This window comes from Streptomyces sp. NPDC005706 (genome assembly GCF_040631045.1).
GTDB lineage: Bacteria > Actinomycetota > Actinomycetes > Streptomycetales > Streptomycetaceae > Streptomyces.
Genome location: NZ_JBEXYS010000011.1, coordinates 82962 through 96716 on the forward strand (window position 1 = coordinate 82962; position 13755 = coordinate 96716).

The following is a 13755-nucleotide window of genomic DNA, read 5'->3' on the forward strand; positions in this document are numbered from 1 at the left end:
CCTGTCAACCACCGATCATGGGAAAGTTCGCTGGACGGCCGTGACGACTGAGCCGCGCCAACCGATTCGGCTGCTCTCAACAATGCAATACCAAGTTGCGGCCGGGCGGGATCGGCAACTTGATCTTTATCAGGCGGCCGGCGAGCGTTTCACTGGCTTCCTTTACTGATAATTGACACTAATTGGATGGAGACGCTCCGCGATGCACCTTAACAGTCACAATGATTGGTCCCCGCTGCGAGAAGTTGTAGTGGGGTCGGCGGCCAACTACGTGTCGCATGATCGTGAGCTGTCATTCGACCTCTTCTTTCACGAGAACCTCTTCCGCTCGGATTGGGCCTACCCCCGTCTTCGGCAGGCCGACGGCTCTTCCATGGAGCACCGCAGCTGGCGGATCAAGCAGCAGTACGTCGAGGAGCTTCACGAGGACGTCGAGGGCCTGGCTCAGACGCTCGCTGAAATCGGCGTCACGGTGCATCGCCCGATGCCGCTTCCTCCGAATGCCGAATCGATCAGTGGACTCGGCTGGAGCGCTCTCCCTGTGCCCCCGCTGAACATCCGTGACAACACTCTAATTCTCGGCGATGAGATCATCGAAACCCCGCCGGCAATCCGCTCCCGCTACCTGGAGACCCGCCTGCTTACTCCGGTGTACCGGGCCTACTACGAACGCGGCGCACGCTGGACGACGATGCCCAGGCCCATCCTCACTGACGCATCGTTTGACCTGTCATACGCCCGTGACACAGAGACGACCCTGGGGGGACCGACCGAGCCGATTGAGGACCCGCAGACGTCTCCGTTCGACGTGGGTCACGAGATGATGCTCGACGGAGCACAGTGCCTGCGACTGGGCCGCGACGTCATTGTCAACATCGCTAATGCCAACCATGCGGCCGCTTGTGACTGGTTGGAGCGCCATGTGGCCGGCACATATCGCGTGCACCGCGTGTTTCGAATGGCTGACAATCACATCGACAGCATGCTGCTGGCCCTGCGGCCAGGAGTTTTCCTGGCCCGCCACGAGGATCTCAGGCAGTTGCTGCCCGCCCCCTTCAATGCTTGGAAGTTCATCGTCCCTCCTCAGCCCGATGCGGGTCATTTCCCTACGTATGACAACAAAGACTTGGTGCTCACAAGCCCTTACATCGACCTGAACGTCCTGTCGGTCGACCCGGAGACTGTCCTGGTGAACGCTGAATGCGTCGAGCTGATCAAGACGTTGGAGCAGGAGGGGTTCACTGCCGTTCCCATTCAGCATCGCCATCGACGACTGTTCGGCGGTGGATTCCACTGCTTCACGCTCGACACCGTGCGAGAGGGCCCGCTGGAGGATTACAACGCCTGACCGGGGCGCCTTGAGGTAGCAGCTCGCCCGATCGGGCGCGTTCAGGGTGATGCATCGAGCATCGACTCCTCCCGCATCGATGTCAGTTCGTGCATCGTAAGCCGGAATATCGAGCATGTTCAAGCATGCCGGCGATGGAGCGCTACAGCTAGTGCCGCATCAAGCAACGTTCGCCCTGCGATGAGGCATCACTCTGTTGCTGTCCTGGGCGGCGCCGGACGGCCAGAATGATCGCGTGGCTGAAGGTGTGCAGGTCCGGGAGATCGATGACGACGAGGGCAGGCGGTTACTGCGGATCGTCCGTAGAGGCACCGGTTCGGTGGTGACCTGGCGGCGGGCCCAGATGGTGCTGTTATCCGCCCAGGGCATGCCCGTGGCGAAGATCGCCGAGGTGACGTTCACCAGCCCGGACCGGGTCAGAGATGTGATCCACAATTTCAACGCGGACGGGTTCGACTCGCTCTATCCGAAGTACAAGGGCGGCCGGCCCAAGACCTTCAGCCTCCCCGAACGCCGTGAGATCAAGAAGATCGCCAAGTCCAAGCCGGCCGAGCATGGCCTGCCGTTCTCGACCTGGAGCCTGGCCAAGCTGGCCGACTTCCTGGTCGCCGAGGGGGTGGTCGACGACATCAGCCACGAGGGCCTGCGGGCACTGCTCCGCGAGGAGGGCGTCTCGTTTCAACGCGTGAAGACCTGGAAGAGCTCACGCGACCCCGACTACGCGGCCAAGAAGGCCCGCGTCGAGCACCTCTACGCGATCGCCGACGGGGAGGTGGTCCCTGAGGACGGTGAGCCCGAAGTCGTCTTATGTCTCGACGAGTTCGGGCCGCTCAACCTCCAGCCCCACCCCGGCCGGCACTGGGCCGAGCGCGGTGGGAAGTACAAGGATCCCAGCCGCGGGCCCCGGCCCCGACGCCGGGCGACCTACACACGACCACACGGGGTCCGCCACCTGTTCGCCGCCTACGACCTGGGCAGGGACAAGCTCTACGGCCACATCAAGCCGAAGAAGAACCGGACCAGATTCTTGGAGTTCTGCCGCTACCTGCGCAGCCTCTACCCGCCCGAGATCCGCATCGCGATCGTGCTCGACAACTTCTCCCCGCACCTGACCACAAAGAAGGACACCCGGGTCGGCGACTGGGCAGCGGCCAACAACGTCGAGTTCGCCTACACGCCGACCAACAGCTCCTGGCTCAACCGCATCGAAGCCCAGTTCACAGCCCTGCGCTACTTCGCTCTCGACGGCACCGATCATGCCAGCCACAAGGAGCAGGGCAGCATGATCCGCCGCTACATCATCTGGCGGAACAAGCACGCTGCCGACGAACGCCTACGCGAGGTCGTAGACAGGGCGAACGTTGCTTGATGCGGCACTAGGGTGTCTCTGAACCACAACCGCTACGTCACCGTGCCCGCCTACCATCCCCGCGGCGCCAACCGGGACCTGCGCGCGGGCGTCCGCTGTGTCGAGCACCGAAACCTCCTCGAGGAGGGGAAGGGGTCGTCGTTCCGCGAGGGGACTGCGGAAGCGATCACCCGCGAGGTGGACCATCCCTTCGGGCTGCCCGTGTCCGTTCCCCGGACCTCGATCTTGCGTCCCGGTGACCGACGGCATGCTCGAACGGCATGGGGAGGCGGTTGACCTGCTCGCCCTGCTGGAGCGCACCCGGAACCTTCAGCCGCGGGAGGCGGCGCTGAGGCAGGCCATCAACTGTGCTGCCGCTGGCGCCACTTCACTGGCCGCGATCCGCCGCAACCTCAAGACGTGGCGCGCCGCCGTCCACCAGCGCTGGCACTGGGCGCGCGGCGCTGGCCCGCGCCGACGCCGTCACCGACAAATCCACGCCCAGCTGCGCCTCCACCGGCCCAACCACCGCGCCGCATACCCGACTGGGTCGCCGACTCCGGGCCCTTAACCACCCCGACACCCCCGAGCACCGGCGCACGCACCTCGCCGAACGCCACCGCATCCTCGCCCGCTCGATCGCCGACCGCGGCCACACACTCGCCGCATCCCCGCCCGCATGGGCTTGCCCGCTCGACCCGCCACCACCAGCACCCTCCACCGCCGCAGAGCTACAAACAGATCAAGGACGAACTGGGCTAGGCCGACTTCCAGATCCGCTCCGACCGCGCCATCCGCCGCCACCAAACCCTGGTCAACTGCGCCTTCTCCTTCTGCTGGGACCAATGGTTCGGCCCACCCGGACTCCACCGCACCGGACCCGTGCCCCAACGAGGGGTCAGAGAGGGGCGCCGGCCCGGTCCCACGAGCCTTGCTGGCCCAGGGCCTTACGCGCCATCCGTTCCTGGCTCACCCCAGCCCTCACCCTCAACCGATGGTGGCAAGCCTGGACGGACAAGAACCCACCCGTTGAGCTCCAGGCCCTGATCGACGCGGTCATCACCGGACACCGTCCATGGTGGGCTCGACCCGAAAGGTGCCATCGGCCTGGCGCACGGGGGGTTGCGCCCGGTCGCTGCCCACTGTTGCGTTGAGAGTGTTGTTCCCCATGGTGAGCATTACAGTGCTGCTCGATGGAATCTGCATGGAACTCGATTAGTTCAATCAGATTCATACATACTGCTCTCAGTTCAGCATGGTCTGGAACGACCCTGACGTCATCGACCCAGCTTGGAAGGCCACATGCGTCCCTCATCCGCTAACCCCCTCGTCTCGGTGGTCGTGACCTCCTATAACTACGCGACCGTCCTGCCTTGGGCCCTAGACAGCGTCCTGACTCAGACCCTGGCAGACTGGGAGCTGATCGTCGTCGACGACGGCAGCACCAACTCTTCGCGCCACATCTCTCAGGCCTTCGCCGACGCCCACCCCCACCGCAAAGTGACTCTGCTCTTCACCCGCAACGGCGGCTTGGGCCGGGCCCGCAACCTAGGCATAAGCGTGGCCCGAGGCAGGTACATCACCTGCCTCGACGCCGACGACTACTTCTCCCCCACTGCGCTGGAAAGGTTGTCAGCCGCGCTGGACCGCGAGCAGTCCGCGGACGTGGCCCGGCCCTTCCTGCAATCCTTCGGCGTGGAGGAAGGGATTTGGGAGTATCCGGAGTATGACTTCGACGCCTCGACGTCCGTGAACCAGGCGCCGTACTGCGCCATGTTCCGCCGCACGGCCTGGCAGCGAGTGGGCGGCTACCACGAGGGAATGCCGGCCTACGAGGACTGGAACTTCTGGATCACCCTCGGCGAGTACGGCAGCCACATGACCCGAGTCGCCGAACCGCTACTCCACTACCGCACCAGCACTGACGGCATGTTCGCCCGGCATCGCGGCCGTGATCTCGTCCTGCGCGCCACCATCGTGGCCGAGCACCCCAAGGTCTACGACGCCGCCTCCCAGAACCTGGCTGAGCGCATACTCGCCGGGGAAGAGGTCGACGCTGAACTGGCCACGGGCACGCCACACGCCATCTTCAACCTTTCCTACCATGCGCGCACTTTGAGGGGCGAAGACATCAGCACGGACTTCGGCGCCGTGACCTGACCCATGACAGACGACATCATTGTGGCCCGTGCCCTACCAAAAGATTCCGCACGGCGAGAAAGCGGCCAGGCCTGCGCGGGGCGGCCCGTCATCTGCTCCGCGGAGAGTGGGAACAGCGGACCGCCGTTGACGCGATCGACCTGAACCCAATGGCCGTGCTAGTGCTCAGCGTGGTAAGTCCGTTCGGGGCATACCTCGCGCGCGTCTTTGCCGCGCAAACCGTGCCCGACGAGGTGCTGGAGGCCGGCGGGCTCGACGGTGCCGGTGAACTCCGCCTCTTCTGGAGGTGAGAATGCGGATGATGCTGCCCGTACGGGTGACCATCTTCCTGTTCCAGTTCGTCGAAATCTGGAACAATCACCTCCTCCTCCCGATAATCCTCGGTGACGATCGGCTCCAGTCCGTAGCCGTGGGCCTGGTCGGCTGGAACGCCAGCCATGTGGCCGTCCCGCCACCGCGTGTCGTCATCGGGTCACTGGTATCCATCGCCCCTCTTCTGATCGCCTTCCTCGCGCTCCAGCGGTTCTGGCGCGCAGGCATGACCGCCGGAGCCATCAAGTGAGCCCTACTCACATCGCGACCGCCACACCGACCGACAGCACGACGGCCACACTGACCCACTCCAACAACGTCTTCCTGCGCAAGGGACGCCCGCACCGCATCCTGGCTGGCTCCCTGCACTACTTCCGTGTGCACCCCGAGCAGTGGGCCGACCGCCTGGAGCGGGTGGCCGCCCTCGGGCTCAACACGGTCGATACCTACGTCGCCTGGAACTTCCACGAGCGCACACCCGGCGCCGTCCAGTTCGACGGCTGGCGAAACCTCGAGCGGTTCATCTGCCTCGCCCAGGAAGCCGGCCTCGACGTCATTGTCCGTCCGGGACCATACATCTGTTCCGAATGGGACAACGGCGGACTGCCGGCCTGGCTGACAGGAACTCCAGGCATGCGCCTGCGTACCAGCTACCGGCCCTTCCTCGACGCGGTCGCCGACTGGTTCGATGAACTCATCCCCCGAATCGCCGCACTGCAGGCCAACCAGGGCGGCCCCGTCGTCGCCGTGCAGATCGAAAACGAATACGGCAGCTACGGCGACGATCACACCTACATGCAGTGGGTACGCGACGCCCTGGTGGATCGGGGAATCACCGAGCTGCTCTACACGGCCGACGGCCCGACACCGCTCATGCTGGACGGCGGCACCGTCCCCGGCGAACTGATGTCGGCCACATTCGGCTCGAAGCCCGCAAGCGCCTTGGAGCTACTGCATTCCAGGCGGCCCGAGGAGCCATTCTTGTGCGCCGAGTACTGGAACGGCTGGTTCGATCACTGGGGTGAGAAGCACCACACACGCCCGTCGCCGAACGCCACCGCAACCTTGAAGAGCATCCTCGACGCTGGCGGCTCGGTGAGCCTGTACATGGCTCACGGAGGAACCAACTTCGGTCTTTGGGCCGGCGCCAATCACGATGGCTCGACCATCCAGCCCACCGTGACCAGCTACGACTCAGATGCGCCCATCGCCGAACACGGCGCAGTGACCCAAAAGTTCCTCGACATGCGTGAGGAACTGGCCGCGGTGAGCGGCCGCCCTCTGCCGCCTGTTCCGGCCGACCCGTCCCTGCTGAAGGCCCAGACCCTCGACGTGACCCGGTCTGCAGGACTCCTGGAAGCTGTCACTGCGGTGTCCGAGCCACTACGCGCGCCGGTGCCGCTTAGTTTCGAGGAACTCGGCCAAGCCTCCGGGTTGGTCCTGTACACAGCCCATCCGGTGCTGCCACAGGGCGCTCAACAGGTGACCGTTAGCGGACTGCATGACCGGGCTCAAGTCTTCGTCGACGGCGCACCGACAGCCGTACTGGACCAGGCGACGTCATCGTTCACCGTCAGCGGCACGGGCAGGACAGTGCGGCTGCAACTGCTGGTGGAGAACCAGGGCCGGATCAACTACGGGCCGCTGCTCGGACAGGGCAAGGGCATTCTCGGCGGCGTACAGGTGGAGCACCGACTTGTCCACGGCTGGACGATGCATCAGGTGCCGCTGGACGAGTGGACACGGTCGGATCTCCACAGGGCCGTATCGGCGACGCCTCCCGCTGGTACTGCGGGATTCGCCACCGCCCGGCTGACCGTCTCCACACCCGCCGACACCTTCCTCGCTCTGCCCGGGTTCGGTAAGGGCTTTGTCTGGGTCAACGGGACGCTTCTGGGCCGCTACTGGCACATCGGGCCCCAGAACACTCTCTACGTTCCCGCACCGCTGCTGCGAGTCGGAGACAACCTGATCACCGTTCTGGAGCTCGAGCACATCGGTGAACGCCTGCATCTGTGTGGTAGGCCCGACCTCGGGCCTACCAATGAGTACATCAAAACGCTCGACTGAGCCTCTTCAGCATCGCCGCTCCAGGGTGAGGACGGCTTTGGCGATTGACGTACGTAGCCAATGACGTTATCTCAGCGGTGATCGTTTCGAGATGGCGTTGAGCGCCGGCGCGGCGCAGGCGATGTCAACTCGCGCGCCCGCCGGGAACCCTTGAAGATCCCATGCGGATCCTGCGTCAGTAGCTCATCGACACGTGCACCGTCGAGAACCATGGCTGCCAGGTCCTGTGCAGCCTCGTCGTAGACCTGCGGGTGATTCCTAACGATGCGTGCACGCAGCTCAAGATCGCGTCCTCGCGAGGAGCGCAACAGACCGTCGCGGTTGAGTCGGTAGCACAGTGAGGACCGGAAGGTCCTGCCCATGGTGTGACCCCGCTCGCCCAGCGAGAGCCAGAAGTCCCAGTCCTCATAGGCTGGCATGGTCTCGTCGTAGCCACCTACCTCCTGCCACGCTTCCCAGCGGAACATGGAGCAGTAGGGCGCAAGATTCTCCACGGCCAGGTCTGAAAGCGAGTACTCGGGCATGATGTCCACCTGTAGCAGGCGGCGCTCGTGCTCAACTTCCTCGAAGATGCTCATCCCCGGACGTACGACGGCCATGCTCTCGTTTTCTCTGAGTGCGGCCACCATGTCATCGAGGGCGTGTGCCGCGAACGAGTCATCCGCATCGAGGCACGTCACGTAGGTGCCCCGCGCGAGCGCAATACCCAGGTTCCGCGCCTTCGCCAGCCCTCCGTTCCGTACGTGAAGCGTCGAGATCCTCACCTGGTCATGGCTTTCCATGAACTTATGCAGGACCTCACGAGTTTCATCGGAACTGCCGTCATCGACAATGATGACTTCCCAGTCAGAAAAGCTCTGTCTTAGCACACTATCGAGTGCGCGTCGCAAGAACCTTCCGTAGTTGTAGCAGGTGACGATGACAGAGACCTCGCACGTCTTCAAGGACTGCACCTCTCGTGAGGGAATGCTAGTTGCTGTTAGGGGCGATGTGGGGTTGTGGTCAATCAAAGATCCCCCAGCCTCGACTCCTTCGCCGAGCTTGGGTTGTTAAGCGGTGGCGGTTCGCCGTAGTGTCCCCGCCGGTTTCGGGCCCAGTTGCCGAAACGCTACCGGCGCGGCTGGCAGACGCTGATCCGGACCTACTCCGACGGCGGCACCCACGAGTTCGTCGCCTGGCTAGCACGGCGTGGCCGGCGGCTGTGCCCGCATCGTCGCCACCCTCGACGCCGGCCTCCGGCTCGGCGGCGGCACCCAGTCAGGTTCGCAACACCTCTACCACCGCAGCCACCATGGTGGTGATTGCTGCGAGCAACACCATCACCGTCCGCATGAGCTCAGCGCGGCGAGCTGTCCGGTAACGCCGGCGAGGAGGACCGTTCTTTCCCGGTGATGCCATCTCCTCGCCCCGTTGGGAGCGCTCATTGCCTGGCAGAAAGAGCTGCTGGCACCATGAGCAGTCGAATTTGGAACCGCGCCCGTAGCCGCCCCATAGTTGCGGGCGGCACGCCGGGCGCCCGTCGTCTTCATCTCTCATGTCACTCCATCGCGGCTACCGAAGCCACGCGCGTCGCTGTTCTCCTCGAGGCCGCTCTTCGCCCTGTCGCAGGCGTCGAGCGCCATGCCGTAGCCGTTGCCGACCCAGGCGACGTCGAGCTTCGCGACGCGCTGACCCCGTTTCCGCGGGATAGACCGGGCTCTGCCAGGTCACACTCTTGTGGGCGTCGTCGAGTACCCCGCTCGACGGTGTCGCCGCGCTCGCCTCAAGGCGGGGGGCGGTGAGGAGGGCCGCACCGAGCACGGTGACGAGACCTGCTGTGGCGGCTTCCGCCCACCGCGAGCGGTGTCGAAATCTTCTCTGTACTCCTCGCATAGGAGCCATCCCCGCGCAAATCAGCCACCCGATGGGTTTTCATGCTGGAAATTGCGCCATAGTGAGCATGTTCACGCAGCATCATCCCACCTTAGAACGCGAGCATGTCAACAGATGGGGAGGGGCACGTCCACTGGGGCGGCGCCCACCACCACGGCGATCTGCGCGCCGCCTGTCTGCGCGCCGCGCGGGCTGCGCGAGGAGGACAGCAGCGCCGCGCTGTCGCTCCAGGCGGTGGCGAGGCTGGCGGGCGTGTCACCGACGACCCCCTACCACCACTACGCGGACCGCGACGCGCTCGGCCGCCCCGCCGCCCTGCACAAGATCCTGGACGTCGAGGATCCGCCCACGATGCTGGCCGAAGCGGTCACCAGGTTGCGCAAACACGGCGCCGAAGCAGCCTCCGCGGGGCTGCGGGGCCGCATCCCCGGGTTCGGACCGTCGGTCTACACCAAATTCCTGTACGTCGCCGGCAAGACGGCCCCGTCGCCGAGTGGTCCCCAGCCGCTCATTCTCGACCGGAACCCCGGCCCGGCGTCTACGGTTGCTAGACCAGGCGGTCGGCCAAGAGACCGGCCACGACCGCGACGGCTCGATCACCAGGCGGCAGCGGAGACCGGGATCCTTCTCATGCATCCGCAGGCGGTCTTCGCCCGCACCTCGCTGATCATCGACGATGGGTGCTCCGTGTACGAGCGCGTTATGCATGCACCGGCCGCCGGTACCCGCGACGGCGTCCTGTGACCTGGTGTCCCTGTGGAGAAGGCGAAGCAGCATTGTGGTGGAAACACTTCAGCGAACCCGGCAGATCGGCTTGATGCAGGAGGCACCAGTCAGGGCGCTGAAGGCCGCTAGGGTGAAGAGCCCTGCGAAGCCGAGGGTCGGCACAACGGCCAGTGCGATCAGGGGCGCTGCGATCTGTGGCGCGGTGTTAGCGCTGTTGAGGATCCTCAGGTCCTTGGCGGGGTGGCCCGCGCTGGGCAGCACTTCGGCCATCAGCGCCTGGTCCACGGCGCTGTAGGCGCCGTAACCGAGGTTGCCGAGGACCGCGAAGCCGTAAAAGGCCCAAAGCGAAGGGCTGACCGCTAGTACTGCAACGGTGCTTGCCGTGACTGGTGGCCAGTTGAGTCGTTGGTCTGGTTATGGGTGGGGACCTTGCTGATGTCAGGTTGTGGGCGGGTGAGCTCGAGGCGGTGCATGAGTGGTTCATGCACCGGTTCAGCCGGGAGGAGCCGCGTCAGTCGGCTCTTGCTTATAGGCGGGGCTGGTCGCGCCGTTGGAGCGGAAGAACGGCTGGACGCTGGCGGAGGAGGCTGGTCATGGCGGTCCCGATCGCATCCACCGGCTGCTGAACCGGATCGAGTGGGACGCCGAGGAGGTCCTGGACGACGTGCGTGACTACGTCGTGGAACACCTCGGTGACCGGGATGCAGTGCTCATCGTCGATGACACCGGTTTCCTGAAGAAGGGTGTCCGTTCGGCCGGGTCCAGCGGCAGTACTCCGGCACCGCGGGGGCCTGTTTCTGAATAACTATCAGGGTTGATCTTTCGGTTGATCCTCGACAAGCAGGTGAATTCGAACCTGTCCGAGGGTCCGGGCGGGCGACCCAGGCAGCGGTGTAACGGCGATCCGATGCAGGTCCAGGAGCCGGTGCCCGTCTTGGAACTGGTTGGAGAGGTTGGTGCGGGTAACGCCCAGCAGCTGGGCCAGGAGGGTGCTGGTGATCGCCCTGCGTCTACGTAAGAGCGCTGCCAGGAGGCGGTGGTAGTGGTCCAGGCTGCTGGTCTGCGGGTGGAGGTAACTGCGAGGACGGTGGAAGCGTCGCTGGAAGGCCGCTTCGGCCAGCGCGTCCCAGTACGGCTCGGAGACTGCCACCAGGCGTTCGAAGTCGGACCGCGGCATGCCGGTCAGGGCCGGATTGCTGAGCATCGTGGTCAGGTCGGGGTCGATCCGCCGGGCGGTCGCCGGCGTCTGTGGCGTTCGGGGCGGGACTGGCGCCATGGTGTAGTTCCAGTCGCCGTGGAACGCGTCGGGCGTGATCGGCAGGGCCTGGAACTCGGCGGCGGTCACCGTAGTGCCCAGGCGGTAGCTGCCGGTGTCCAGCTCGGCATCGATGGTCAGCCCGGTGCGTGTGGTCGTCGCGGCGATGGTTTCGATGACGACCTGGTAGCTGGTCAGTGGTCGGCCGCGCCAGTTCGCGGTGATGTGGCAGAACATTCGGTGTTCGATCTTGTTCCCTTTCGACGTGCCCGGCGGAAAGTGGCAGACCGTGATCTCCAAGCCGCTCTCCAGGGCGAAGGCGGCCAGGTGTTTCTTCCAGGTCCAGCGGCGGGGATCGTTCGAGCCGCCGGCGTCGGCGGTGATCAGTAACCGGGTTGCGTCCGGGTGGTGCACCTGTCCGCGGCGCTGCCACCAGCGGCGTATGGACTCCACCGCGAACTCGGCGGTGTCGTGGTCGGTCCCGACGTTGACCCAACCGGTGTTGGGGGCGATGTCGTAGATCCCATACGGGATGGCGACAGGCTGGTCGCTGGTGGTGAAGGTGTGGCAGTCGACTTTGATCGGGTCCTCGCCTGGCCGCCAGGTGCGACCAGGCCGGTCTCGGTTGCCGAGCCATTCCTTGGCCTTGGTGTCGACGCTGATCACCGGCTGTCCGTCGTCGAGGAAGGCGGTGGCCGCGGCGTTCAGGTGGGCGAACTGGGCGTCGCGGTCCGGATGGCTGGCGCCCTCAGTGGTCTTGACGGTGCCCTGCAGGCTATAGCCGAGGCCGCGCAGCAAGCGCCCGACGGTTGCGGCACTGACCGGATGGCCCTGTGACGTCAGAGTCGAGGCCAGGGCCCGCAGCGACAAGGTGGTCCACCGCAACGGGGAGACGGGATCACCCCGGGTGTGCGGCTCAATCAACGCCTCCAGAGCCGCCAGCAAACCGGGATCGGTGACGGTCAACGGCTTGCGGCCAGCTCCCGCAGCCCGGACCCTCCGCGTCGGCACCGGGTCCCCGGCCAGCTCGGTGACGCCACGCGCGATGGTGGCGGAACTGGTCCCAGAGGCGGCAGCAACCAGAGCGATCCCGCCGTGGCCGATGGCCGCGGCCTCGCTCGCCAGGTAAAGCCGACGGGGGCGCTCGTCGAGATGCGGCAGGAGCCGATCGAACTTGGCCCGTAAGGCAGTGACGGGTGCACGCACGGTCATGGTCCACCGTCCCACCAACTCCGCCTGAATAAGCACTAATTGAAATACAAGCCCCGGGACGCACCGAGAACTCCCAGATCGGGGTCTTCCTCGCCTACGCGACGGTCCGCGGACGCACATTGATCGACCGGCGGTTGTATCTGCCGACGTCGTGGACGGATGACCGTGAGCGATGTCGGCGAGCGGTCATCGACGACAGTGTCGCCTTCGAGACGAAGGTGGCGATGGCCAAGGCCATGGTCCGCAAGGCCATCGCCGACCGGATCCCGTTCGGCTGGGTGACGGCGGACGCCGCTTACGGCTTCTCCAAGGGCTGGCGGTTCGAGCTCGAGCAGGCGGACGTCTTCCACGCCATGGCCACCACTCGGCATGACACCGTCGTCACCTGCTGGTCGATCGACCACCCCGTCCATGATCTGTTCCCCGCTCTGCCCCGGCAGAAGTCGGAACGCCGTTCCTGCGGTGAGGGAGCCCACGGCCGGCGGATCTATGACTGGGCCCGCGTTGAGGTGAGGCCCTGGCACCGCGAGGACCGCCGGCACTGGATGATCGCCCGTCGCAGCGTGAGCAGGCCCGAGGAGATCTCTTACTACATCGCCTACTGTCCCGCGGACACCACTCTGCACGAGTTGATCCGCATCGCGGGCAGCCGATGGGCGGTCGAGGAGTGCTTCCAGACCGCGAAGCAGGAGTGCGGCCTGGACGACTACCAAGTCCGCCGCTACCCCGGCTGGCACCGCCACATGACCCTCGCCATGGCCGCCCACGCCTGCCAGTGCTGCGGGCCCGAGAACTGGACACGGACAAAGCAGAAACGGATCCTCCCAGCTCATCCGCCTTAACCTTGCCGAGATCCGACGACTGATCACCCGGCTCACCGACCGCCGACCCACCCCGGTCGAACACATCCTGCATTGGTCGACATGGCGCCGCAGGCGCCAACACCAGGCCCGCCTCAGTCACTACAAACGACGGGGCCACAGTCCCTGAAAACTGCCCAGCAATCAGAACAAGCACCGTTGCAGTACTAGGCCCCCTTGAGGCCAGGGGAGTTCGCGCATCGCGAAGCTCCTTCCCCGCGCTGTCGGTCCTGTGGGTCCGGTCCAACGTGGGGTGAACGCGTGTGCATCTCCCGCCACGGTTAAAAGAAGGGCATGCACTACGCACTTTTATACGCCCAGGCTGGGGGATGGATCGGACCGGGCGGGGGGCGGTAGCCATCGAGATGGGTGTTCCCGCACCGCCGTGCGCAGCCGCCGCAGCTCCGCCGACTCCTCATATGTGGCACCGGTGCGCTCTCCGCTGACCCACTGCGCAGCGTCTCTCCACTGCCAACGGTGAGCTCGCTGGCGACCGAGCAGATCGCCGCTCACTCAGTCGGATGCTCGGGCAGGTCTCGGCACCAGCCACACCGCACCCTGATGGACTCCACCTCCTCGCAAAAGGGAGCTG

General features: G+C 65.3%; 8 protein-coding genes and 4 pseudogenes. 9 read left to right on the forward strand and 3 right to left on the reverse strand.

Annotated features, from left to right (window positions below):
* The first annotated feature begins 250 nt into the window (after positions 1-250).
* From ABZ478_RS19635 to ABZ478_RS19655, 5 genes are all read left to right on the forward strand, one after another.
* Positions 251-1348, forward strand: a complete 1098-nt coding sequence (locus tag ABZ478_RS19635; protein WP_359551030.1) for a glycine amidinotransferase — start codon at positions 251-253, stop codon at positions 1346-1348.
* A 235-nt stretch (positions 1349-1583) separates the two neighbouring features.
* Entirely contained in the window at positions 1584-2717 is a 1134-nt protein-coding gene (locus ABZ478_RS19640) for an IS630 family transposase (protein WP_359551032.1), read from the forward strand.
* Between the two features lie 1314 nt (positions 2718-4031).
* On the forward strand, positions 4032-4856 hold the full coding sequence (locus ABZ478_RS19645; RefSeq protein ID WP_359551035.1) for a glycosyltransferase family A protein: 825 nt from the start codon (positions 4032-4034) through the stop codon (positions 4854-4856).
* 292 nt (positions 4857-5148) lie between these two features.
* Entirely contained in the window at positions 5149-5418 is a 270-nt protein-coding gene (locus ABZ478_RS19650; protein WP_359551038.1) for a hypothetical protein, read from the forward strand.
* Positions 5415-7238, forward strand: a complete 1824-nt coding sequence (locus ABZ478_RS19655; protein WP_359551040.1) for a glycoside hydrolase family 35 protein — start codon at positions 5415-5417, stop codon at positions 7236-7238. Before ABZ478_RS19650 ends, ABZ478_RS19655 begins: the two co-directional genes overlap by 4 nt.
* Positions 7239-7309: 71 nt before the next feature.
* Here ABZ478_RS19655 and ABZ478_RS19660 read toward each other — a convergent pair whose 3' ends face one another.
* Positions 7310-8191 (reverse strand): glycosyltransferase family A protein, encoded by an 882-nt coding sequence (locus ABZ478_RS19660; RefSeq protein WP_359551043.1) that lies wholly within the window; start codon positions 8189-8191, stop codon positions 7310-7312.
* Positions 8192-9214: 1023 nt separating this feature from the next.
* Between ABZ478_RS19660 and ABZ478_RS19665 the strand changes: the two are divergent.
* Together ABZ478_RS19665 and ABZ478_RS19670 are read left to right on the forward strand one after the other, a co-directional pair.
* Positions 9215-9410: pseudogene (locus ABZ478_RS19665) on the forward strand (TetR family transcriptional regulator); the annotation flags it as partial.
* Between the two features lie 15 nt (positions 9411-9425).
* Positions 9426-9854: a hypothetical protein gene (locus tag ABZ478_RS19670; RefSeq protein WP_359551252.1), complete on the forward strand. Its 429-nt coding sequence runs from the start codon at positions 9426-9428 to the stop codon at positions 9852-9854.
* Positions 9855-9902: 48 nt separating this feature from the next.
* Here ABZ478_RS19670 and ABZ478_RS19675 read toward each other — a convergent pair whose 3' ends face one another.
* Positions 9903-10121, reverse strand: a complete 219-nt coding sequence (locus tag ABZ478_RS19675; RefSeq protein ID WP_359551046.1) for a hypothetical protein — start codon at positions 10119-10121, stop codon at positions 9903-9905.
* A gap of 131 nt (positions 10122-10252) precedes the next feature.
* On the opposite strand from ABZ478_RS19675, the pseudogene ABZ478_RS19680 reads away from it, so the two are divergent.
* Positions 10253-10625: pseudogene (locus tag ABZ478_RS19680) on the forward strand (transposase); the annotation flags it as partial.
* 113 nt (positions 10626-10738) lie between these two features.
* Here ABZ478_RS19680 and ABZ478_RS19685 read toward each other — a convergent pair.
* Positions 10739-12303, reverse strand: a pseudogene (locus ABZ478_RS19685) (ISAzo13 family transposase); the annotation flags it as partial.
* A 56-nt stretch (positions 12304-12359) separates the two neighbouring features.
* Here ABZ478_RS19685 and ABZ478_RS19690 point away from each other — a divergent pair.
* Positions 12360-13168, forward strand: a pseudogene (locus ABZ478_RS19690) (IS701 family transposase); the annotation flags it as partial.
* Between the last annotated feature and the right edge of the window lie 587 nt (positions 13169-13755).